Annotated in this window: 19 protein-coding genes; 11 read left to right on the top strand and 8 right to left on the bottom strand. The window is 73.2% G+C overall.

The features are described 5' to 3' along the window. The coding region (locus GB864_RS13895; RefSeq protein ID WP_160426068.1) for a LysR family transcriptional regulator at positions 1 to 885 on the bottom strand (885 nt) is incomplete at its 3' end. A 72-nt stretch (positions 886 to 957) separates the two neighbouring features. Between GB864_RS13895 and GB864_RS13890 the strand changes: the two genes are divergently transcribed. After that, entirely contained in the window at positions 958 to 1,887 is a 930-nt protein-coding gene (locus GB864_RS13890; protein WP_336604011.1) for an EamA family transporter, read from the top strand. A 197-nt stretch (positions 1,888 to 2,084) separates the two neighbouring features. On the opposite strand, the gene gndA is transcribed toward GB864_RS13890, so the two are convergent. Continuing rightward, positions 2,085 to 3,497: an NADP-dependent phosphogluconate dehydrogenase gene (gndA, locus tag GB864_RS13885; protein ID WP_236779125.1), complete on the bottom strand. Its 1,413-nt coding sequence runs from the start codon at positions 3,495 to 3,497 to the stop codon at positions 2,085 to 2,087. 392 nt (positions 3,498 to 3,889) lie between these two features. Between gndA and GB864_RS13880 the strand changes: the two genes are divergently transcribed. Continuing rightward, on the top strand, positions 3,890 to 4,507 hold the full coding sequence (locus tag GB864_RS13880) for a 50S ribosomal protein L25/general stress protein Ctc (RefSeq protein ID WP_160426062.1): 618 nt from the start codon (positions 3,890 to 3,892) through the stop codon (positions 4,505 to 4,507). A gap of 194 nt (positions 4,508 to 4,701) precedes the next feature. Continuing rightward, a complete protein-coding gene (locus GB864_RS13875; RefSeq protein WP_160426060.1) occupies positions 4,702 to 6,330 on the top strand; it encodes an FAD-dependent oxidoreductase in 1,629 nt (542 codons plus the stop codon). 63 nt (positions 6,331 to 6,393) lie between these two features. Here GB864_RS13875 and GB864_RS13870 read toward each other — a convergent pair whose 3' ends face one another. Next, positions 6,394 to 7,017 carry a TetR/AcrR family transcriptional regulator gene (locus tag GB864_RS13870; RefSeq protein WP_160426059.1) on the bottom strand — a complete coding sequence of 208 codons (624 nt, stop codon included), beginning with the start codon at positions 7,015 to 7,017 and terminating at the stop codon, positions 6,394 to 6,396. 212 nt (positions 7,018 to 7,229) lie between these two features. On the opposite strand from GB864_RS13870, the gene GB864_RS13865 reads away from it, so the two are divergent. From GB864_RS13865 to pth, 4 genes are all read left to right on the top strand, one after another. Continuing rightward, positions 7,230 to 7,823, top strand: a complete 594-nt coding sequence (locus tag GB864_RS13865) for a DUF6230 family protein (protein WP_160426057.1) — start codon at positions 7,230 to 7,232, stop codon at positions 7,821 to 7,823. A gap of 93 nt (positions 7,824 to 7,916) precedes the next feature. Next, positions 7,917 to 8,525 (top strand): DUF6114 domain-containing protein, encoded by a 609-nt coding sequence (locus GB864_RS13860; RefSeq protein ID WP_160426054.1) that lies wholly within the window; start codon positions 7,917 to 7,919, stop codon positions 8,523 to 8,525. After that, positions 8,522 to 9,280, top strand: coding sequence for a hypothetical protein (locus tag GB864_RS13855; protein ID WP_160426052.1), 759 nt, complete (start codon positions 8,522 to 8,524; stop codon positions 9,278 to 9,280). Before GB864_RS13860 ends, GB864_RS13855 begins: the two co-directional genes overlap by 4 nt. A 113-nt stretch (positions 9,281 to 9,393) precedes the next feature. Continuing rightward, positions 9,394 to 10,014: an aminoacyl-tRNA hydrolase gene (gene pth, locus GB864_RS13850; protein ID WP_160426050.1), complete on the top strand. Its 621-nt coding sequence runs from the start codon at positions 9,394 to 9,396 to the stop codon at positions 10,012 to 10,014. A gap of 27 nt (positions 10,015 to 10,041) precedes the next feature. On the opposite strand, the gene GB864_RS13845 is transcribed toward pth, so the two are convergent. Together GB864_RS13845 and GB864_RS13840 are read right to left on the bottom strand one after the other, a co-directional pair. Next, positions 10,042 to 10,734 carry an RNase H family protein gene (locus tag GB864_RS13845; RefSeq protein WP_160426049.1) on the bottom strand — a complete coding sequence of 231 codons (693 nt, stop codon included), beginning with the start codon at positions 10,732 to 10,734 and terminating at the stop codon, positions 10,042 to 10,044. A gap of 31 nt (positions 10,735 to 10,765) precedes the next feature. Then, positions 10,766 to 11,335 carry a hypothetical protein gene (locus GB864_RS13840; protein ID WP_160426047.1) on the bottom strand — a complete coding sequence of 190 codons (570 nt, stop codon included), beginning with the start codon at positions 11,333 to 11,335 and terminating at the stop codon, positions 10,766 to 10,768. A gap of 303 nt (positions 11,336 to 11,638) precedes the next feature. Here GB864_RS13840 and GB864_RS13835 point away from each other — a divergent pair, with 303 nt between their 5' ends. Next, on the top strand, positions 11,639 to 12,328 hold the full coding sequence (locus GB864_RS13835) for a response regulator transcription factor (RefSeq protein WP_160426045.1): 690 nt from the start codon (positions 11,639 to 11,641) through the stop codon (positions 12,326 to 12,328). A gap of 15 nt (positions 12,329 to 12,343) precedes the next feature. On the opposite strand, the gene GB864_RS13830 is transcribed toward GB864_RS13835, so the two are convergent. Beyond that, a complete protein-coding gene (locus GB864_RS13830; protein WP_160426044.1) occupies positions 12,344 to 12,874 on the bottom strand; it encodes a hypothetical protein in 531 nt (176 codons plus the stop codon). A 201-nt stretch (positions 12,875 to 13,075) separates the two neighbouring features. Here GB864_RS13830 and mfd point away from each other — a divergent pair, with 201 nt between their 5' ends. Together mfd and GB864_RS13820 are read left to right on the top strand one after the other, a co-directional pair. Then, positions 13,076 to 16,762: a transcription-repair coupling factor gene (gene mfd, locus GB864_RS13825; protein ID WP_160426041.1), complete on the top strand. Its 3,687-nt coding sequence runs from the start codon at positions 13,076 to 13,078 to the stop codon at positions 16,760 to 16,762. Positions 16,763 to 16,980: 218 nt separating this feature from the next. Beyond that, positions 16,981 to 17,961: a TerC/Alx family metal homeostasis membrane protein gene (locus GB864_RS13820; RefSeq protein WP_160426039.1), complete on the top strand. Its 981-nt coding sequence runs from the start codon at positions 16,981 to 16,983 to the stop codon at positions 17,959 to 17,961. 65 nt (positions 17,962 to 18,026) lie between these two features. Here GB864_RS13820 and GB864_RS13815 read toward each other — a convergent pair whose 3' ends face one another. Both GB864_RS13815 and GB864_RS13810 read right to left on the bottom strand, forming a co-directional pair. Continuing rightward, positions 18,027 to 19,325, bottom strand: a complete 1,299-nt coding sequence (locus tag GB864_RS13815; protein ID WP_160426037.1) for a Na+/H+ antiporter NhaA — start codon at positions 19,323 to 19,325, stop codon at positions 18,027 to 18,029. Between the two features lie 128 nt (positions 19,326 to 19,453). Further along, on the bottom strand, positions 19,454 to 20,656 hold the full coding sequence (locus GB864_RS13810; RefSeq protein ID WP_160426035.1) for a Na+/H+ antiporter NhaA: 1,203 nt from the start codon (positions 20,654 to 20,656) through the stop codon (positions 19,454 to 19,456). 148 nt (positions 20,657 to 20,804) lie between these two features. Here GB864_RS13810 and GB864_RS13805 point away from each other — a divergent pair. Next, positions 20,805 to 21,730: sulfurtransferase (locus GB864_RS13805; RefSeq protein ID WP_160426033.1), on the top strand; the 926-nt coding region annotated here is incomplete at its 3' end.

Genomic DNA, 21,730 nt, shown 5'->3' with positions numbered 1-21,730 from the left:
CTCCTGCAGCAACCGCACGGCCGTGCGGATGGCGCCGCTCTCGGCGCGGGCCGCCCGGAACACCACGGCGACGCGACGCACCTGGCTCCGGTCGGCGAGCGGCCGCGCGACGACGCCGAGCGGCAGCGGCCCGCGGCCGAGCCGGGGCACGAGGCAGATCGCGACACGGGCGCGCACGAGTTCGACGAGCGAGGCCCAGTCGGAGTCCTCGGCGACGATGCGCGGCATCCGGTCGAGGTCGACGAAGAAGCGCTCGAGCGCGATGCGGCAGATCTGACCGCGCGGGATCGAGGAGAACAGCTCGTCGACGAGCTCGGCGCGTTCGAGTTCGTCGCGCGCGGCGAGGGGGTGGTCGTCCCAGAGCAGGATGTCGGCGACGTCGTCGAGCAGCGGCACGCTGACGAGGCCTTCCCCGGGCACGAGCGGCACGGTGTCCCAGTTGTGCACGACAGCGAGGTCGACGTCGCCGCGTTCGACGAGGGCGAGGGCGTCGAACGGGTCGACGCTCAGCACGGTCGCCGTCTGCCGGCCCGCCGCCCCGCGCTCGGCGAAGGCGCGCAGCACGGGCGGCAGCAGGCCGCGGGTCGCCGTCGAGAAGCTCGCGATGCGCAGCGGCGGCAGCAGCGCCTCGTCGGCGGCGTCGGAGCGCAGCCGGTCGAGCCCGTCGAGCACGCCGCGCGCGTGGACGGCGACGGTGCGGCCGCGCTCGGTGAGCAGCACGCCGCGGCCGTGCCGTTCGAGCAGCGGCGTGCCGAGGTCGCGCTCGAGCCGCTTCACCTGCTGGGAGACGGCGGAGGGCGTGTAGCCGAGGGCCGTGGCGGCCGCGACGACCGTGCCGTGGTCGGCGACGCCGACGAGGGCGCGCAGTCCCTGCTGATCGATCATGCATGGATGCTACGCAATGAGGTGCAGCATGCGGAACTGGTGCTGCACGATCGGCTGGCGCAGACTGGTCCCGTGACCGTGAAAGACCGCCTCGCCGCCCTGCTCGTCGCCGTGCTCTGGGGCGTCAACTTCCTCGCCATCGACCTCGGACTGCAGGACACGCCGCCGCTCGTGCTCGTGGCGCTGCGCTTCGTGTTCGTCGCGTTCCCGCTCATCCTGTTCGTGCAGAAGCCCCCGGTGTCGTGGAAGGTGCTCATCGGCATCGGCCTCTTCCAGAGCGCCGGGCAGTTCGGCTGCCTGTTCACCGCGATGGCGATGGGCCTGCCGACGGCGCTCGCGCCCGTGGTCCTGCAGATCCAGATGGTCTTCACGATCCTCTTCGCCGCGATCCTGCTCGGCGAGCGGCCGACGCGCACCCAGCTCGTCGGCGCGGGCATCGGCGTCGCGGGCATCGTCGTCGTCGCCGTCGGGCGGCTGCAGGACGCACCCGGCTTCGTCGCGCTGCTGCCCCTGCTCGTGTGCGTCGCCGGCGGGCTGAGCTGGGGGATCGGCAACGTCATCGCGCGCAGCGCGCCCGCGGGCGGCGGCCTCGGCATCGTGGTCTGGTCGGCGACCGTCGTGCCGCTGCCGATGCTCGCGCTCAGCCTGCTGCTCGACGGACCGGCCGTCATCGGCGAGGCGTTCACGAGCCTCGGTTGGCAGACCGCCGTCGCCGTCGCCTACACGGCGATCGCGGCGTCCCTCGTCGGCTACTCGATCTGGAACCGCTTGCTCGGCAAGTACCCCGCCGCCGCGGTCGCACCGTTCACCCTGCTCGTGCCGCCCGTGGGCATCCTCGCCGCCGTGCTCGTGCTCGGCGAGGAGCCGAATGCGCTCGAACTCATCGGCTCGGCGGTGCTCGTGGCGGGCGTCGCGTGGTCGACGCTCGGCGGACGCCTGCTCGCACGCCGCGCCGCGGCATCCGCGCCCGTCGCGTCGAAGGAGCCGACGCTGGTCGAGTAGCGACGCAGGAGCGAATCGAGACCCGGCGAGATGCATGCACCAGCCCGGCGGGCATCCTGCCCCTCCGCTGGTCGAGTAGCGACGAAGGAGCGTATCGAGACCTCGTGAGCAGCCTCCCGGAGCAGGTGCGCAATCCTGCGGAGGTCTCGATACGCTCCGCTACTCGACCAGCGAGGAGCAGGCGGGAGCATGCCGGCTCAGTGCCAGCTGGGCTCGGTCTCGATCTCGGTGCGGTCGCCCGACCACAGCGTGTGGAACACGCCGTCCTTGTCGACGCGCTTGTACGTGTGGGCGCCGAAGAAGTCGCGCTGGCCCTGGATGAGGGCGGCGGGCAGGCGCGGGGCGCGCAGGCCGTCGTAGTACGCGAGCGACGACGAGAACGCCGGCGTCGGGATGCCCGCGAGCGCGGCCGTCGCGACGACCTTGCGCCAGGCCGGCTCGCCCTCGACGACCGCGTTGCGGAAGTACGGCGCGACGACGAGCGCGACGAGCGAGGGGTCCTCGGCGTAGGCGTCGGCGATGCGGTTGAGGAAGCGGGCGCGGATGATGCAGCCGGCGCGCCAGATCTTCGCGATCTCGCCCTTCTGCACGTCCCAGCCGAACTGCTCGGCGCCGGCGATGATCTCGTCGAAGCCCTGCGAGTAGGCGATGATCTTCGACGAGTACAGGGCCTGGCGGACCTCTTCGATGAAGGCGTCGGCGTCGTCGGCCTGCCACTGCTGGGCCGGGCCCGGCAGGTCGGCCGCGGCGGCGCGCTGGGCCGGCTTCGAGGAGAGCGAGCGGGCGAAGACGGCCTCGGCGATGCCGGAGACGGGCACGCCGAGCTCGAGGGCGTTCTGCACCGTCCAGGCGCCGGTGCCCTTGGCCCCGGCCTGGTCGAGGATGACGTCGACGAGCGGCTTCCCGGTCTCGGCGTCGACCTGGCGCAGCACCTCGGCGGTGATCTCGATGAGGTAGCTCTCGAGCTCGCCGGTGTTCCACTCGGTGAAGATGTCGGCGATCTCGGCCGGGGTCTTGCCCGTGCCCTGGCGGATGAGGTCGTACGCCTCGGCGATGAGCTGCATGTCGGCGTACTCGATGCCGTTGTGCACCATCTTGACGAAGTGGCCGGCGCCGTCGGTGCCGACGTGCGTCACGCAGGGCTCGCCGTCCTCGGGAGCGCGCGCGGCGATGGTCTTCAGGATCGGGCCGAGGGTCTCGTAGGAGGCCGCGGTGCCGCCGGGCATGATCGAGGGGCCGTTGAGCGCGCCCTCCTCGCCGCCCGAGACGCCCATGCCGACGAAGTGGATGCCCGTGGGCTTCAGGTCGTTCTCGCGGCGGATGGTGTCGTGGAAGTTCGCGTTGCCGCCGTCGACGATGATGTCGCCCGGCTCGAAGCGCGCGGCGAGCTCGGAGATCACGGCGTCGGTGCCCTTGCCGGCCTGCACCATGATGATCGCGGTGCGCGGCTTGGCGAGCGACGCGACGAAGTCGTCGTAGCTCTCGCTCGAGACGAAGCCGGCCTCGGGGTGGTCGACGAGCAGGGTGCGCGTGCGCTCGGGGGAGCGGTTGAACACGGCCACCGTGTTGCCCTCGCGGCTGGCGAGGTTGCGGGCGAGGTTCGACCCCATGACGGCGAGGCCGACGACGCCGATGTTGGCGGTCGCACTGCTCGAAGCGGCGGTGGGCGTTTCAGGCACGGATGACTCCTTCAGCACTGGCGGGATTGCCTCCAGCGTAGTCGGCGGGGTGACGTGCGGAGTTTCCGAAGACGCACCGCGTCGGAGCGGGCGTGTGAGCCGCGCGCGGTGCGGACTCGGCTCCCGCCCAGGCGGCCGCGGCCGCGGCTGATAGACTCGGGCACTGAACTTCGGCGAGGGCCTCCGGTTTCGGATCGGGCGGCCGTGATCGACGCAGTGGAAGCAGGCTCCCAGGCTGTTCCTCACGCTGTGCGCAAAACGCTGCCGTGCGTTCGAGACGAAACCCACCATCCCGGGCGAGAGCCCTGCAAGGAGAATCCACCATGGACGAGAACAAGATCGTCGCAGAGGTCCGCAGCGACTTCGGCAAGGGCGCCGCCCGCAAGCTCCGCGCCGCCGGCAGCATCCCGGTCGTGCTCTACGGCCACGGCACCGAGCCCGTGCACCTGAGCCTCCCGGCCCACGAGACCGGCCTGCTCATCCGCAAGGCGAACACCGTGCTCGACGTGCAGATCGAGGGCAAGGGCCAGCTCGCGCTCGTCAAGGACGTCCAGAAGGACCCGGTGCGCCAGATCATCGAGCACATCGACCTGATCATCGTCAAGAAGGGCGAGAAGGTCCAGGTCGAGGTCCCCGTGCACGTCACGGGCGAGTCGTTCGCCGGCACCATCGCCGACCTCGACGCGACCACCATCTCCCTCGAGGTCGAGGCCACCCACATCCCCGAGTCGGTCACGGTCGACGTCGAGGGCGCCGAGGAGGGCACCAAGATCCACGCCTCCGACGTGAAGCTCCCCAAGGGCGCGACCCTCCTCAGCGACCCGGAGACGCTCGTCGTGAACGTCACCGTCCCGCAGAAGGTCGACCTCGGCGAGGAGACCGCCGAGGCCGAGGCCGAGGAGACCGCCGAGGCCGAGGCCGAGGAGGCCGCGGCCGAATAAGCCGCTCCTCGCTCCGCGAGACTCCCACGGGGTCCGCATCCGTTCGTCGGATGCGGACCCCGTTCGCATTCCGCCGGGCAGGACGGATCCCGCACCGGTGCAGCCGGGTACCGCCGGGGCCTCCCGGCCGGTCGCCGACGCGGGTAGCCTCGGCGGCGACGGCCGGGCGGGGGCCCGACGTCGGGGAGGGACGGATGCCCGAGATCACCGAGGCCGAACGCACGCCCACGCTCACGGACGCGCAGTGGGCGAGGCTCACCGCGGCCGCGGCGCCGTTGGACCTCGCCGACGGGGAGTACGTCTTCCGCTCCGGCGACCGGGACGTGCCGATGATCCTCATCGAGTCCGGTGCGATCGAGATCGTGCGCGACGCGCTGAAGTGGCTGGGCGAGGAGGTGCTCGCCGTGCGCGGCCCGCGCAGCTTCACGGGCGAGCTCGGGATGCTGAACGGGCAGCGTTCGTTCCTCTCGGGCCGTGCCCGCGGAGCGTCCCGAGTGTTCCGGCTCGAACGCACCGATCTCCGGCGCATCCTCTCCGAGGACGACGAACTCGGCGACCTCGTGCTGCACGCCTTCTGGGCCCGGCGCGAGTTCCTCCGCAACGGCTCGGCGGCGATGACGCTGAAGTTCGTCGGCGACGGCTCCTCGAGCGAGTTCGTCGCGCTGCGCCGGTTCGCCGAGCGCCTCGACCTCGTGCACACGGCCTACCCGATCGATCCGGAGACGCCGCCGGATTCTCCCGTGCACAGCTACTCGAAGGCGGATCTGCCGATCGCCTTCGTGCAGGGGGAGCCGATCGTGCGGGCGACGCCCGGGCTCGTCGCCGACGAACTCGGTCTCAGCTACGACCCCGACACCGACGACGCGGTCGACCTCGTCGTCGTCGGCGGCGGCCCGGCGGGGCTCGCGTCGGCGATCTACGCCGCGAGCGAGGGCCTGCGCACCGTGCTGCTCGACGCCGTCGCGCCCGGCGGGCAGGCCGCGGCGACCTCCCGCATCGAGAACTTCCTCGGGTTCCCGTTCGGCGTGAGCGGCGGACAGCTCATCGGGCAGGCCACGCTCCAGGCGATCAAGTTCGGGGTGCGCGTGTGCGCGCCGTGCGCCGCCGTCGCGATGCGGACCGTGGCCGACGGCCTCGAGATCGAGCTCGCCGACGGCCGCGTCGTCCGCACGCGGGCCGCCGTCGTGACCTCGGGGGCGGCCTACCGCCGGCTGCGGCTCGACCGGTGGGACGACTTCGAGCGCTCGGGCATCCACTACGCGGCGACGCCGCTCGAGCAGCGCCAGGTCGCCGAGCGGCCCGTCGTCGTCGTCGGCGGCGCGAACTCGGCGGGGCAGGCGGCGCTCTACCTCGCCGAGCACGGCAGCCCCGTGCACCTCGTGGTGCGCGGCGACGACCTCGGCACGCGGATGTCGTCCTACCTCGCCGACCGCATTTCGGGGGAGGGACGCATCCAGGTGCACCTCGGTTCGAACGTCGTCGGGCTCGACGGCGACCGCTCGCTCGAGCGCGTGCGCATCGACACCGCGGGGGAGGTGGACGCCCGTGGGCTGTTCTGCTTCATCGGCGCCGATCCGGCGACGCACTGGCTGTCGGGCCTCGATCTCGACGGCGCCGGGTTCATCCGCACGGGCACCGACGTCACGACCTACACGCTCGAGCGCTGGCAGCACGTCGGCCGGGAGCCGCTGCCGTTCGAGACGTCGACGCCGCGGGTCTTCGCGGCCGGGGATGTGCGGCGCGGCTCGATGAAGCGCGTCGCCGCGGCGGTCGGGGAGGGCTCGAGCGCCGTCGCCTCGGTGCACCTCGCGCTCGCCGACTGAGCCGCCCTCGCCGCGGGCGGGATACCGCGATCGAAGGTCGGCGACTGCCGGTGGACGCGGTGCTCAGCGCGCGATCGCCGCCGCTCGGGGGTCGAGCCGGGCGGCCGTCGCCTCGAGGGTGCCGATGAGCAGGTCGAGGATGGCCGTGTCGTCGAGCGCGCCGCCGTGGGCGGCATCCACGAGCACCTGCTCGGTGAAGGCGAGCCAGCCGCGCATCGCGATCGCGAACGCGGGCGTGATCTCGATGCCGAGCTCCTCGAAGAGCACGATCACGCGTTGCGTCTGGGTGTCGCGCGCTTCCTCGACGGCGCGCCGAGTGAGCGGGTCGCCCGCGGCCGACCCGCGCACGAGCGAGTAGAAGGTGCCGTCGTGGGCGTGCACGAAGCCGAGCGTGCGCGCGAGGGTGTCGTGCAGCCGTTCGCGCGGCGGCAGGTCGGGGCGGGGCTCCGTCGCATGGAGCATCCCGTCGCGGGCGGCCGTGACGACGGCGAGCTGGAAGCCGGTGACGGAACCGAAGTAGTGGAAGAACAGCGTGCGCGAGACGCCCGCGCGTTCGGCGATCTCGGCCGGGCCCAGCTCGTCGAGCCCCCGGTCGGCGAGCGCGGCGACGCCGAGCGCGATGAGCTGGTCGCGGCGCTCGTCGGGGGAGAGCCGGCGGCGCGGCGTCGTCCCGGTGGTCGCTGACATGGGCCGAGCCTAGCGAGTCGGGCCCGGCCGGGACCGGATGCGGAACGCGCGGAGCCGGCGCGGAAGAACCGCACATCTTCTATTGACTCGGAGTCGACAACCTATTGACGGAGAGTCAGCAAGCTGCCAGCCTGCTGCATCGACGGCACCGACGCCGTCGCCGTACGCGCCGTGATCGGCCAGCGGGCGGCTTCCATGCATCGAGGAGGATCATGAAGCTCTCATCCATCACGCGCTCGCGCGCCGGTCGGGTCGCCCTCGCGGCAGTGCCCGTCGGCATCGCGGCGAGCCTGCTGCTCGGCGGCGTCGCCCAGGGCGCGGTGCCCGTCTCGTTCGCGGTCTCGGGCAAGGCGTTCAAGATCGCCGCCGACGACCTCTCGGGCACCGGCTTCTCCCAGTACGCGGGCGTCGCCGTCGACGCGTCGGGCAAGCAGAACCCCGTCGCGATCTCCAACATCGCCGACGCGTCGCTCAAGAACCTCTGCCAGTCGGTCGACGTGCTCGGCCCCATCGGCCTGCGCATCGAGGCCGGCCAGGGCGAGAAGACGGTCACCGCCAAGGACCTGCAGATCGCCATGACCGACCTCAAGGGCGACGCCGAGTTCGGCAACATCCGCATCGGCATCGACGCCTCGCAGGTCTCGGGCACCCACAAGGGCACCGCCGGCGAGTTCGCGCAGGACGCCCAGACGGTGAAGATCACCGGCCTCCAGCAGACCTCGTACTCGACGACGGCCGGCACCTTCAACCTCGCCGGTCTCCACCTCGCGGTCGTCACCGACGGCACGGCGGCCTGCTTCAAGTAGCCGGCCCTCCGGCGGGCGCGCGGCGGCCCTCCCCGCGCGCCCGTCGACCCGCACCGCACGTGCCGCACCCCCGACGACGAAGGAGCCATGACGATGGATGCCCATGCCGAGACGCCGATCCCGAGCTTCGAGCCGGTGGTCGCGACCGCACCCGGAACGCGGCGCGCGCGCCGAGGCCGACCGCGAGGCGACTCGGCCGATCCGCTCGAGCCCGCCGCGTCGTCCGCGCCGACAGCCCGCGGCGCCCTCGCCCCCTGGTACCGCTCGCGGCCCGTCATCGGCGGCGCGCTCACGATCCTCGGCGGCATCGCGATGTTCGGCTCGTCGCAGCTCGAGCTCGGCGGGATGACCGTGCACGTCGGCATCGAGGGCGCGCAGGCGATGATCCTGCCGGCCGTGCTCATCGTGTGCGGCGCCCTCGCCGTGCTGAGCCCCGCGCAGCACCTCTTCTACGGCATCGTCGCCATGATCATCGCCGTCTACTCGCTCGTCGGGGTCAACCTCGGCGGGTTCTTCGTCGGCTTCCTGCTCGGCGCCGTCGGCGGGATCGTGGTCGCGTCCTGGCGTCCGCGGACGGCGGCGGACGAGCCCGTCGCCGTTCCCGCCGACCCGCCCGCGATCGCCGGTCGGTCGCCGGAGCGCGACGCGGCGGATGTCGCCGCACCCGCGGACGGCGTCGCCGACGGAACGGCGCGCCGATGAGGGCGGGCGCACGCACCTCGCTCGTCGCCGCGCTCGCCGCGGGCATCCTCGTCTTCGGCGGCGGCGCCGCCCACGCGAGCGTGCGCACGGACCTCGGCTGCACGAGCGGCGGCTTCCTCGCATTCTTCGACGCGGCGCCCTGCCCGGGCGACGAGCCCGTCGAGACCGCTCCGGCGACCGATCCGGCGACCGATCCGACGACGGAACCCTCGACGGAGCCTTCGACGGCGCCGGCGCCGACCGACCCGGCGACCGCCGAGGAGGCGCCGACCACGCCCGGCGACGAGGCGACCGCGCCGCCGGCGACCTCGGAACCGGTGCCCGACGCCCCCGCGGATCCCGCCGGGATGGTCTTCACGCCGAAGCCGGCGATCCTCACGGCCGGCACCCTCGGCATCTCGGGACTGCGCTCCCTCGAGATCGTCACGGTCGACCTCGCCGACGGCTCGACGATGCGCGCGCTGAAGATCACGGCCGACCGCGTCGTCATCGGCGGGTTCGGGCTCGACGTGCCGAGCGGCGACGGCGGCCTGCAGACGGATGCCTCGACGCTGACGGTCGAGGGGAACGCGACGATCTGGACGCCCTCGATCACCGCGATCCTCGCCGACGGCGTCGAGCACGTCATCGACACGCTCAGCACGCCCGACCCGGCGGCGCTCGGCAGCCTCCTCCGGCTCCGCCTGCCCCTGCTCGGCATGACCGCCGACTCGGTCGCCTACACCGACACCGACCAGGCGGTGCACGAGGACTGATCCGCGCTTCCGCACGCCGGCCCGGACGCGGGCCGGCGCCGGGGCGTCCCCGACCGCCAGCGGGTACCCTCGATCGGGGCCCGGAGACGCCGGGACCGATTGCGGGGAATCCGATGGGCTGGTTCGGTCGTCGGCGGAAGGACGAGGCTGTGGCCGAGAACACGTGGCTGGTCGTCGGCCTCGGCAACCCCGGCGCGCAGTACGCCGGCAACCGCCACAACGTCGGCCAGATGGTCGTCGACGAGCTCGCGAACCGCATCGGCGCGACGTTCAAATCGCACAAGACGCCGTCGCGCGTCGCCGAGGGCTTCGTGCGCCCGGGCGGCCCGAAGCTCGTGCTCGCGAAGTCGAACGGCTACATGAACACCTCCGGCGGCCCCGTCTCGGCGCTGCTGAAGTTCTACGGCATCCCGCTCGAGCGCCTCGTCGTCGTGCACGACGAGCTCGACCTGCCGTTCGACACCGTGCGCATCAAGCAGGGCGGCGGGCACGGCGGGCACAACGGCCTCCGCGACATCGGCAAGGCCGCCGGCAGCCCGGACTACACGCGCGTGCGCGTCGGCATCGGCCGCCCGCCGGGTAAGCAGGACCCGGCCGACTTCGTGCTGAAGGACTTCGCCGGCGCCGAGCGCGAGACCCTCGCGATCATGATCGGCGACGCCGCCGACGCCGTGGAGGCGATCGCCGAGACCGGCGTGCTCGCCGCGCAGCAGAAGTTCCACGCGCCGCGCTGAGCCGCGCGTCGCGACCGGCGCGGGGGCTCAGATCAGCCCGCGGAGGAACTCCTCGGCCGAGACGCCGGCTTCGCGGGCGCGGGCGTGCAGCCGCTCGAACTCGGTCGTCGAGAGCTCGAGGTCGAGCGTGTGCCACTGCGCGATCGGGTCGTCGAAGTCGAACAGTGCGTCGTCGGGGCCGGCGACGACGGGCGCTTCGGGCACCTCGCGGCGGGCGCTCGCGGGAGCGGACGCCTCGGCGCGGGGCTTCGGCGCACCCCCGCGGGTCCAGCCGGGACCGGTCGGCACGGCGGCCTTGCGGCGGTAGGCCTCCGCGGCGCCGCGGGCGCGGACATCCGCCGCTTCGTTCATGGGGTGCCCGACGTGACCGCGCACCCACTCGAAGCGGTAACGGCGCCCGGCGACGATGCGGTCGAGCTCCTGGACGAGCTCGACGTTCATGACGGGCTTGCCGTCGGCCTTCTTCCAGCCCTTGCGCTTCCAGCCGGGCATCCACTTCGTCACGGTGTTGATGACGTACTGGCTGTCGCACTGCACGAGCAGCTCGTCGTCGACGTGCTCGGTGGCGCGGAAGAGCTCGATGACGGCCTGCAGCTCGCCCTGGTTGTTGGTGGCGCGCGGCCAACCGCCGGCCGCCCAGTTGTCGTCGTCGACGTACCAGGCCCAGCCGGCGGGGCCGGGGTTGCCGAGGGCGGATCCGTCTGCGGCGGCGATGATCATCCGTCCAGGCTACCGGCGCCCGGACGCCTGCTCAGGACCCCGACATGGGGCTCAGATCGTCCTCGACGAAGGCCGCCGGTGCCTCGTCCGACTCGGTCCAGGGCTGCGCGCCGATGAGCTGCATCGCCGTCGACGACTCGGAGCCGGTCGGCGTCAGCACGAGCGAATCGCCGTCCTGCGCGACGTCGAAGGCGCCGAGGACGCGGCCGGCCTCCGTCGCGAGCGAGAGCTCGTCGCCGTCGACCGCGAACGTGCCGGGGCTCGTCGTGGACTCGCCGTCGCCGCGGTCGGTCGTCAGCGTCCAGGACCCGTTCGCGAGCTCGAGTTCGAGCGTCATCGTCCCGGAGCCCGCGGCGAGCGCGCGTTGGAGGGCCGCGAACCCGCTCGAACCCGCCTCCGCGGCGGTCAGCTCCGTCTCGTAGACGCCGTCGAGCTCCCCGGAGCCGTCGGGTTCGACGGTCGGGGGCGGGGTGACGTCGGCGGCCTGGAGCGCGGCCGCGAGCCGGCTCGCGTCGACGTCGGTCGCGGTGCAGCCGGCGAGCGCGAGTGCGAAGACCGCAGCCGTGCCGATGAGCGCGACGCGGCGAGTGCGCGTGTTCATGATCGTCCCCTCGAGTCGCGACCGGGAGCACCGGGGGACGTGGTGCGGCGCGCTGCGGCGGACGGCCGCGACGGCCCGGCGTCGATCGCTCCGTCGGACGCGCGTCACGGTAGTCGTGCGGTGGGGTCGCGGGATCCGTGCGGACTCCGGAGCGGGCCGGGCGCGGGCACGGACGGCGCTCCGTGCGGCCACGGAGCGGCATCCGAGGCGGTACGGGCCGTCCGTCCCGATTCGCGGGGTCGGCCGGGACGATCGAGTCCCCGCGAGTGGCGGACGCCGCCCGCGCGGGTGTCTGCTCGCTCCATGGCCGACGTGCGGGCGGTGCCGACGGCGGAAGCGCCGCTCGCCGGGTTGCGCGCCGCGGTAGCGGACGCGTCGCTCCTCGAACGACGCGGCATCGCCGACATCCTCGTGGATGCCGGTGCCGACGTCGCGGGCGAGCCCGCCACCGTCGAGGACCTGCTGTCGCTGCTCGCGGCGGAGCGGTTCGACGTCGCGGTCGTCGCGGCCGGCCTGCCCGGGTTCGCGCCGATCGCCGAGCGGATTTGCGTCGACGACCATACGGCGGACGCCGAGACCCGCCCCGCGGTGATCGTGCTCGGCGACGAGGCCGCGCTCGGTCCGCTCGTGCGCCATCCGGGCGGCCCGCCGGACGGGACCGGGCTGCTGCTGTCGGAGGGCGTGCGCCGGCCCGGGGCGCTCGTGGACGCCGTGACGCGCGTCGTGGCGGGCGAGGCGCTCATCGACGGGGCGCTCGTGGCCTCGTTCGTGCGGCATCCCGCGGGTCCGCTCGACGCCCTGACGCGACGGGAGCGCGAGGTGCTCGCGCTCCTCGCCGAGGGGTGGACGAATCGGGCGATCGCCCGGCGCACGATGCTGAGCGAGCGCACGGTCGAGTCGCACGTGTCGAGCATCCTGTCCAAGCTAGCCCTCGACGACCACCCGGACCGCCACCGGCGGGTGCTCGCCGCGATCGCGTCCCTGCGCGCCTGACGGCGAGGGTCCGGCTCAGCCGCCCTCGACGACCTCCCACGGCGCGGCCGAGAACACCGCGGACGACCTCGGCGCGCCGTCGTCGCCGACGGGCACGAGCACGAGGGCGTCGTTCCCGAGGTCGGCCTCGAAGTCGCCGACGCGGCGGCCGTCGGGCGATTCCAACGACAGGACCCCGTCGACGAGGCCGAACCGCCCCGGTTCGACGTAGCCGGACTCGCCGTCCGTCGACCAGCTGAGCTGCCAGTACCCGCCGAGCAGCGTCAGCTGGAGCTCGACCGGCTCGCCCTCGGCGAGCCGGTGCAGTTCGGGAACGCCGGCCGTGTCGGAGATCTCCGGGTCGAACTCGAGCCGGTAGACGCCGTCGAGCTCCCCGGTGGTGTCGGCCTCCACGGCCGGGACCGGTCTGACCTCGGCGGCCGCGACCGCGTTGGCGACGCGCTGGTCGTCGGGGTCGAAGCCGGTGCAGGCGCTCAGGGCGAGCGCCGCGACGGCCAGTGCCGACGCCGCGACGGCGCCGACGACGAAACGATGGATGCGGTGCATGGTTCGGTTCCCCCCTCCGGAATCCGACGCAAGGACGGGCCGACCGGGGACTGAGACCGCAGGTCCGCACGGGTTCCGGGAACACTTCGACGCTAGGCGCCACCGCCGACATCCCGGCTCAGTGCGAGCCCCGAAGCGGGCCGGGGGAGTGCCGTTCGTCCACCCGGGCGCCGTGTCGGCGACCCCGCGTAGACTCGTTCGGTGACTCTCCAGGGCTTGCTCACGACGCTTTCGCGCGCCTCCACCGTGGGCGACGCCCTCGGCAACGCCGGTCGGAACGCCGACTTCTCGGTCGTCCCCGGGCTCGACGCGCCGCTGCTGGCCGGGCTCCTCGAGCGCCGCGCCGAGGCGGGCATGCCGCCCGTGCTCCTCGTCATGACGGCGACGAGCCGCGAGGGCGGCGCCCTGCGCGAGGCGCTCGGCGCCTACCTGCCGGACGCCGAGCTGCTGGAGTTCCCGGCCTGGGAGACGCTCCCGCACGAGCGGCTGAGCCCGTCCGCCGAGACCGTGGGACGGCGCCTCCACGCACTCCGTCGCCTCCGCGTCCGCGCCGGTGAGGCATCCGATCGCCCGCTCGTGGTGATCGCGAGCGTGCGCGCCGCCCTGCAGCCCGTCGCCGCGGGGCTCGGCGACCTCGAGCCGATCCTGCTGCGCCAGGGCGGCCGCGGCTACGACCTCGAGGCGATCTCCCGCGCGCTCGTCGACTTCGCCTACGCCCGCGTCGACATGGTCGCCCGTCGCGGCGAGTTCGCCGTGCGCGGCGGCATCCTCGACGTCTTCCCGCCGACCGCCGAGCACGCGGTGCGCGTCGAGTTCTTCGGCGACGAGGTCGAGGAGCTGCGCCCCTTCTCGGTCGCCGACCAGCGCTCGCTCCCGGGCGTCGTCGAGGAGCTCGCGCTGCCGCCGAGCCGCGAACTCCTCCTGACCGAGGCCGTCCGGCAGCGGGCGCGGGAGATGGTCCACGAGTTCCCGTCGATCTCGGGCATCCTCGAGAAGCTCGCCGAGGGCATTCCGGCCGAGGGCATGGAGTCGCTCGCACCGGCCCTCGTCGATCGGCTCGTGCCGCTCGCGGAGTACCTGCCCGCGGGCGCGGCCGTCGCCGTGATCGAGCCCGAGCGGGTCTCGGCGCGCGCCGTGAACCTCGGCGAGACGAACCGCGAGTTCCTGGATGCCGCGTGGTCGGCCGCGACCGCCGGCGCGGGTGCGCCCATCGACCTGGCCTCCGGCGACTTCCTGAGCCTCCGCGAGTTCCGCGAGGCGACCCTGTTCAGCGCGCCCGGCGCCGCCGACGCCGCCCGCGCCTGGTGGACGTTCTCGGCGTTCGACTCGGGCGAGGCGCTCGGCGACCCCGGCGCCGCCGACGTCCCCGACGGCGACTACGTGCGCGTCGAGGCGCGCCCCATGCCGAGCTTCCAGGGCAACGTCGAGGGAGCCGTCGCGCACCTCGGCGAACGCCTCGGCGAGGGCTGGAGCTACGTCGTCGCCGCGGCCGGCACCGGCCTCGTCGAGCGCGCGCGCGACGTGCTGGCCGAACGCGGCCTCGCGGGCCGCATCGTCGAGGAGATCCCCGCCGAGCTCGAGCCCGGCGTGGCGTACCTCGTCCAGGCGGATGCCACGCGCGGCTTCGAGCTCGAGGAGCTCCGGGTCGGGCTCGTCGCCGAGGCCGAGTTCTACGGACGCGCGGCGTCCTACGACGCGCGCGCCGGCAAGAAGCTCGCGACCCGGCGCCGCAACGTCGTCGACCCGCTGCAGCTGAAGCCCGGCGACCACGTCGTGCACCAGACCCACGGCATCGGCCGCTTCGTCGAACTCGTGCGCCGCGAGGTCGCCACGGGCCCTCGCCCGACCGGCCCGAGCCGCACCGCGGGCATCAAGGCCCAGCCGACCGCCGTGCGCGAGTACCTCGTGCTCGAGTACGCGCCGTCCAAGCGCGGGCAGGCCGGCGACCGGCTGTTCGTGCCGACCGACCAGCTCGACCTGCTGACCCGCTACGTCGGGGGCGAGGCGCCGTCGCTGTCGAAGATGGGCGGGTCCGACTGGTCGAACGCGAAGGCGAAGGCCCGCAAGGCCGTCCGCGACATCGCCGTCGAGCTCGTCAAGCTCTACTCCGCCCGCATGGCCGCGAAGGGCCACGCCTTCGGCCCCGACACGCCCTGGCAGCGAGAGCTCGAGGAGGCGTTCCCGTACGCGGAGACGCACGACCAGCTGCAGACGATCGACGAGGTGAAGGCCGACATGGAGCGGCCGATCCCGATGGACCGCCTGCTCGCGGGCGACGTCGGCTTCGGCAAGACCGAGGTCGCCGTGCGCGCGGCGTTCAAGGCGATCCAGGACGGCAAGCAGGTCGCGATGCTCGTGCCGACGACCCTGCTCGTCAAGCAGCACTTCGAGACCTTCTCCGAGCGGTTCGCGGGCTTCCCCGTGCACGTGCGCCAGCTCAGCCGCTTCCAGACCGACAAGGAGGCCAAGGAGATCGTCGCGGGCATCCTCGACGGCACCGTCGATCTCGTCATCGGCACCCACCGCCTCCTCACCGAGCAGATCAGGTTCAAGGACCTCGGCCTCCTCGTCATCGACGAGGAGCAGCGCTTCGGCGTCGAGCACAAGGACGCGATGAAGAAGCTCAAGACGAACGTCGACATCCTCGCCATGAGCGCCACGCCCATCCCGCGCACGCTCGAGATGGCCGTCACGGGCATCCGGGAGATGTCGACCCTGGCGACCCCGCCGGAGGACCGGCACCCGATCCTCACGTTCGTCGGGCCGTACTCCGACAAGCAGGTCGGCGCCGCGATCCGCCGCGAGCTCATCCGCGAGGGCCAGGTGTTCTTCGTGCACAACCGGGTGTCCTCGATCAACCGCGTCGCCGCGCAGCTCTCCGAGCTCGTGCCCGAGGCGCGCATCGCCGTCGCCCACGGCCAGATGAACGAGCACCTGCTCGAACAGATCGTCAACGACTACTGGGAGCGCAAGTACGACGTGCTCGTCTCCACGACGATCATCGAGACCGGCCTCGACATCTCCAACGCGAACACGATCATCATCGACCGCGCCGACAAGTACGGCCTCAGCCAGCTGCACCAGCTCCGCGGCCGCGTCGGCCGGGGCCGCGAGCGCGCCTACGCGTACTTCCTCTACGACCCCGACAAGCCCCTCAGCGAGACCGCCCACGACCGGCTCTCGACCATCGCGGCGAACAACGAGCTCGGCGGCGGCATGCAGATCGCGCTGAAGGACCTGGAGATCCGCGGCGCGGGCAACCTGCTCGGCGCCGAGCAGGCCGGCCACATCGCGGGCGTCGGCTTCGACCTCTACCTGCGCATGATCGGCGAGGCCGTCTCGGCGTTCCGCGGCGACGTCGCCGAGGGGCAGACCGAGCTGCGGCTCGAACTGCCCGTCGACGCGCACCTGCCCGAGGACTACATCGACAGCGAGCGGCTGCGCCTGGAGGCCTACCAGAAGCTCTCCGCGGCCTCGGGCCCGAACGCCGCCGACGACGCCATCGACCGCGTCGCCGAGGAGCTCGCCGACCGCTACGGCGCCCCGCCCGAGCCCGTGCAGCACCTCGTCGCGGTCTCGCGGCTGCGCCGCCTCGCGCAGCGGGCCGGCCTCGGCGAGGTCATCGCGACCGGTTCGAAGCTCCGCCTCGGCCCCGCGCACCTGCCCGACTCGCGGCGCGTGCGGCTCGAGCGCATGTACGCGGGGGCGAAGCTCATGCCCCAGCACGACATCGCGCTCGTGCCGTTCCCGGTGGTCGACGGCGCGACGCCGGAGGACGCCGAGCTCATCGCCTGGGTCGCCCGCCTCATCGAGAACATCTTCCCGATGCCGGAAGCGGCGACGGCGGGCTCCGCGGGCGCAGCGGGCGGGGCGCAGTCGGCCGGCTGATCGGCGACCCGCCCGGCGCTCCGGCCGCCGGAGACCGGCGATCGCCGGTCTCCGGCGTCGGCGGTCCCGGGATGCCGTAGACTGCTCCGAGCACGAGGGGAGTACTCCCACCGCGGCGGACCCGTCAGTACGGATGCGATGCAGCATCCCGGCCCGCCGGCCCGATCCGGGTGGAGGAGACCTCGACGAATATTCCGTCGACCCCCTCTGGAGCCCCCGTGCAGATCACGCCACTCGTCTGGTTCATCACCATCGCGGTGACCATCGCGTTCTTCGTGTTCGAGTTCTTCGCCCACGTCCGCAAACCCCACGAACCCACCATCGCCGAGTCGGCGCGCTGGTCGGTCTTCTACATCGGCCTCGCCGTGCTGTTCGGCGTTGGCATCGGCCTCGTCTCCGGGTGGGACTTCGGCGGCGAGTACTTCGCCGGCTACCTCACCGAGAAGGCCCTCTCGATCGACAACCTGTTCGTGTTCCTCATCATCATGACCGGGTTCGCAGTGCCGAAGGCGTACCAGCAGAAGGTGCTGCTCATCGGCATCGTCATCGCGCTCATCATGCGCGGCGCGTTCATCTGGGCGGGCGCCGCCCTGCTCGAGAACTTCTCGTGGACGTTCTACCTCTTCGGCGCCCTTCTGCTCGTGCTCGCCTGGCGTCAGGTGTCGGGCGACCACACGCCCGATCCGACGAAGAACCTGTTCGTGCGCATCACGCGCCGGCTGCTGCCCGTCACCGACGAGTACCACGGCGACAAGCTCACGGTGAAGCGCGACGGCACCCGCTTCGTCACCCCGATGCTGCTGACGATCGTCGCGATCGGCTTCGTCGACCTGATCTTCGCGATCGACTCGATCCCGGCCATCTACGGCCTCACCGAGGAGGCGTACATCGTCTTCACGGCGAACGCCTTCGCGCTCATGGGCCTGCGCCAGCTCTACTTCCTCGTCGGCGGGCTGCTCGAGCGCCTCGTCTACCTCGCCCAGGGTCTCGCGGTCATCCTGGCCTTCATCGGCGTCAAGCTGCTCTTCCACGCCCTCCACGTCAACGAACTGCCGTTCATCAACGGCGGGCAGCACGTGGAGTGGGCGCCGGAGATCCCGATCTGGTTCTCGCTGACGTTCATCGCGGTGACGATCGCCGTCGCGACCGTCGCGAGCCTCGCGAAGACCCGGAAGGATCGCGCCGCGATCGTCGAGTGACCCCGGACGACGAACGGGCCCGCCGCACCGGACGGTGCGACGGGCCCGTTCCCGTTCGTTCGGGACTACGGCCTCGGCGGCTTCGCCGAGCCGTCGGACGCCGTCGGGGTCGTCTCCGCCGCGGCGGGCTCCGCGACCGCGGGCGCCGTGGATGCCGGGGCCGCCCCGTTGGGCTCGCCCGACCTGTCGTGGATGCCGTGCCGCAGCACCCGGCCGTAGTGGCGGCTGCGCAGGCTCACGGCGATGGAGCCGATGATGATCGACACGAGCGAACCGCCGAGCACGGCGAGCGTGCCCTCGTCGGCGACCTCCGGGCTGTTGCCGAAGGCGAGGTCGTTCATGAGCAGCGAGACCGTGAAGCCGATGCCGCCGAGCGAGGCGACGACCATGAGGTCGGGCAGCGAATGGGCGACCTTGCTGCCGCCGCGCAGCGCCAGACCGCCGATGCCGGCGGCGAGGGTGATGCCGATGAACTTGCCGACGGGCAGCGCGACGAGGATCGCCCAGAACGCCGGGCTGAGCTCGGAGACCGCGACCTGCGGGATCGCGACGGCGGCGGCGGTGAAGGCGAACAGCGGCAGCACGACGCCGTTCGACCACGGGGTGAGCTGGTGCTCGGCGCGGCCGCCGAGGGTGCGGGTGATGACGAGACCGAGCAGCACGCCGGCGATCGTCGCGTGCACGCCGCTGCGCAGCACGCCGTACCAGACGATGATCGCGAGCACCCAGAGCAGCACGGCGATCGGCCAGCGGGGCTTGCGGCTCAGCACCCAGTTCGAGCGGGGGCGCAGCAGCCGGCTGACGCCCGCGAAGACGAGCAGCGCGGCGGTCGCGAGGCCGAGCCAGCCGAGCTCGACGTGGTCGGTGAAGAAGAACGCGATGAGCAGGATGCCGACGATGTCGTCGAGCACCGCCAGGGCGAGCAGGAACACGCGCACGCGCACCGGGATGAACCGGCCGAAGAGCGCGAGCACGCCGAGCGCGAAGGCGATGTCGGTCGCCGTCGGGATCGGCCACCCGGTGGGGTTCGCACCGCCGTCGATGATGAGGTACACGATGATCGGCACGATCACGCCGCCCGCCGCGGCGATGCCCGGCAGTGCGGCCTTGCTCAGGCTGTTGAGCTCGCCGATCGTGAGCTCGCGGCGCAGATCGACGGCCGCGATGAAGAAGAAGATCGCGAGGAGGCCGTCGCTGATCCAGTGCCCCGCCGAGAGATCGAGGCCGAGCCACGGCAGATCGATGTGGTGGCCGAGCCAGGCGAGGAACTCGGGCCCGACGGGCGAGTTGGCGAGAGCGAGTCCGATGACGGCGGCGCCGAGGAGCAGCGCTGCGGCGAATCGGTCGGAACGGAGGAGGCGCATTCGGCTCCATTCGGTTCGAGGTTGGGTGACGAATCGCGTCGCCCCGAAGGCGATGCGGCCGACCAGACTTCCCGGCTCTCCGCTGAGCAGCCTACCGGGCGCCCCGCGCGGGACGCGGCTCCGGCGGCTCAGCGATCGACGGTGTCGGCCGGTCGGCGCAGGATGCCCGCGCGCAACTGCCGGCCGTAGTGGCGGCTGCGCAGCGCGACGGCGAGGGCGCCGATCACGAGCGAGACCGTCGAGCCGGCGATGACCGCGAGGGCGCTCTCGTCGGCGAGCGTCGGGTCGTCGGCGAAGGCGACCTCCCCGAGGAAGAGCGAGACGGTGAAGCCGAGTCCGGCGAGGGCGGCGACCACGAAGAGGTCCGGCAGGGTGCGGATGCGGCTGCGGCCCCGCAGGGCGAGGCCGCCGAGGATGCCGGCGAGGCTGATGCCGACGAACTTGCCGACGGGACCGGCGATCGCGATCGCCCAGAACGCGGAGCCGAGCTCGTGCGGGACGAGGGCGACGACGGGCACGACTGCGGCGGTGAAGGCGAAGATCGGCAGCGCGAGCCCGAACGCCCACGGCTCCAGGGTCGCCCGGGCGCGCCGGGCGAGGCCGCGCGTGGTGACGATGCCGAGCGCGGCGCCCGCGATGGCCGGGTGCACGCCGCTCCGCAGCGTCGCGTACCAGACGGCGATCGCGAGGATCCAGAGGAGCACGAGGATCGGCGCGCGGGGCCGCATCCGGATGCTCCACACCGACCAGGGCGAGAGGTTGCGGCTCACGGCGCCGAAGACCGCGATCCCCGCGATCGCGGCGACGAGCCAGCCGACCGAGAGCGCATCCGTGCCCATGGCGGCGACGATGAGGAGCGCCGCGAGGTCGTCGAGGACGGCGAGCGCGAGCAGGAACACGCGCACGCGCGCCGGCATCCATCGCCCGAACACCGCGAGCACCGCGAGCGCGAGCGCGGGGTCGGTCGCGAGCGGCACGGTCCAGCCCGCGGGGTGCTCGCCCCGGTCGATCGCGACGTAGACGAGGGCTGGGCCGAGCAGGCCGCCCGCGGCGGCGATGGCGGGCAGGGCCGCACGCACCGGGGTGCTGAGCTCGCCGGTGCGGAGTTCGCGACGCAGGTCGATCGCGATGACGTAGTAGAAGAGCACGAGCAGGCCCTGGCCCGCCCAGTCGGCGGGGGAGAGGCCGAGGCCCGGCACGGCGATCGGCAGCGGTTCGGCGAGGAACGCGGCGAGGGCCGGACCGGCGGCGCTCGCGCCGATCGCGAGTCCGAGCCCGGCGGCGATGAGGAGGAGCGCCCCGGCGAAGCGCTCGGACCGCAAGAGCCGCATCCTCGCCTCCGTCCTCGTCTCGCTGTGGGGGCGGAACGGACCTCCCCGTCCCTCGGCCGAGCCTACCTGCGGGCCCCGATGCGGCTCGGCCGCCCGCAGACCCGGATCCGCGGGGAGTCCGGCGCGGGAGTCGGGCTAGCGTGGGGGGATGCCCGTGCCGCTGCTCATCGACGCCGAGACGCTCCGCGACCAGCTGGGCGGCGTGCAGCCGCCCCGCGTCCTCGACGTGCGCTGGCGGCTCGATCGGCCCGACGGCCGGCCCGCCTACCGCGAGGCCCACGTGCCGGGCGCCGTCTACGTCGACCTGGACGCCGAGCTCGCCGAGCACGGCGCTCCGGCGACCGCCGGGCGGCATCCGCTGCCCTCGCCGGAGCGCTTCGCGACCGCCGTGCGCCGCTGGGGGCTCCGCGCGGGCGAGGCCGTCGTCGTCTACGACGACCTCGGCGGACTGTCGGCCTCGCGGGCCTGGTGGCTGCTGCGCGACGCGGGCGTCGCGGACGTCCGCGTCCTCGACGGCGGGTTGCCCGCCTGGGTCGCCGCCGGGCTGCCGGTGGATGCCGGCGAGGTCGAGCCCGAGCCCGGCGACGTCGTGCCGGCGCCCGGCGGGATGCCCGTGATCGACCTCGACGCCGTCGCCGCGCTGCCCGAGCGGGGCGTCCTCCTCGACGCGCGGGCCGGCGAGCGCTACCGCGGCGAGACCGAGCCGATCGACCCGCGCGCCGGGCACATCCCGGGTGCGCTCAGCGCCCCGACCGCCGCCTCGCTCGCGCCCGACGGCCGGTTCCTGCCCGTCGACGCACTGCGCGAGCGCTTCGCGGCCCTCGGCGTCCGCGTCGACCGTCCGGTCGCCGCGTACTGCGGTTCCGGCGTCACCGCCGCCCACGAGGTCTTCGCGCTCGCGCTCGCCGGATTCGACGCCGCCCTCTACCCGGGCTCGTGGAGCCAGTGGTCGAACCACCCGGGGCTGCCCGTGGCGACCGGCGCCGAGCCCGGCGCCGTCGACGCCCGCCCGCGGCCGCTGCCCGCCCTGGCGGAGGTCGTGCGCACGGTCGCCGTGCTCCGCGGGCCGGGCGG

Source organism: Agromyces seonyuensis, assembly GCF_009789225.1.
Classification (GTDB): domain Bacteria; phylum Actinomycetota; class Actinomycetes; order Actinomycetales; family Microbacteriaceae; genus Agromyces; species Agromyces seonyuensis.
Note: the sequence above shows the minus strand (reverse complement) of the source record. Positions and strands in the feature narration are given on the sequence as shown.

Excerpts from the sequence above, each read along its gene's own strand:
- pth (WP_160426050.1), top strand. The coding sequence starts at position 9,394 with ATGGGCTGGTTCGGTCGTCGGCGGAAGGACGAGGCTGTGGCCGAGAAC.
- GB864_RS13860 (WP_160426054.1), top strand. The coding sequence starts at position 7,917 with ATGGATGCCCATGCCGAGACGCCGATCCCGAGCTTCGAGCCGGTGGTC.
- GB864_RS13845 (WP_160426049.1), bottom strand. The coding sequence starts at position 10,734 with ATGATCATCGCCGCCGCAGACGGATCCGCCCTCGGCAACCCCGGCCCC.
- GB864_RS13855 (WP_160426052.1), top strand. The coding sequence starts at position 8,522 with ATGAGGGCGGGCGCACGCACCTCGCTCGTCGCCGCGCTCGCCGCGGGC.
- GB864_RS13880 (WP_160426062.1), top strand. The coding sequence starts at position 3,890 with ATGGACGAGAACAAGATCGTCGCAGAGGTCCGCAGCGACTTCGGCAAG.
- GB864_RS13875 (WP_160426060.1), top strand. The coding sequence starts at position 4,702 with ATGCCCGAGATCACCGAGGCCGAACGCACGCCCACGCTCACGGACGCG.
- GB864_RS13810 (WP_160426035.1), bottom strand. The coding sequence starts at position 20,656 with ATGCGGCTCTTGCGGTCCGAGCGCTTCGCCGGGGCGCTCCTCCTCATC.
- GB864_RS13835 (WP_160426045.1), top strand. The coding sequence starts at position 11,639 with ATGGCCGACGTGCGGGCGGTGCCGACGGCGGAAGCGCCGCTCGCCGGG.
- GB864_RS13840 (WP_160426047.1), bottom strand. The coding sequence starts at position 11,335 with ATGAACACGCGCACTCGCCGCGTCGCGCTCATCGGCACGGCTGCGGTC.
- gndA (WP_236779125.1), bottom strand. The coding sequence starts at position 3,497 with ATGGGGTCGAACCTCGCCCGCAACCTCGCCAGCCGCGAGGGCAACACG.
- GB864_RS13870 (WP_160426059.1), bottom strand. The coding sequence starts at position 7,017 with ATGTCAGCGACCACCGGGACGACGCCGCGCCGCCGGCTCTCCCCCGAC.
- GB864_RS13865 (WP_160426057.1), top strand. The coding sequence starts at position 7,230 with ATGAAGCTCTCATCCATCACGCGCTCGCGCGCCGGTCGGGTCGCCCTC.
- GB864_RS13830 (WP_160426044.1), bottom strand. The coding sequence starts at position 12,874 with ATGCACCGCATCCATCGTTTCGTCGTCGGCGCCGTCGCGGCGTCGGCA.
- GB864_RS13815 (WP_160426037.1), bottom strand. The coding sequence starts at position 19,325 with ATGCGCCTCCTCCGTTCCGACCGATTCGCCGCAGCGCTGCTCCTCGGC.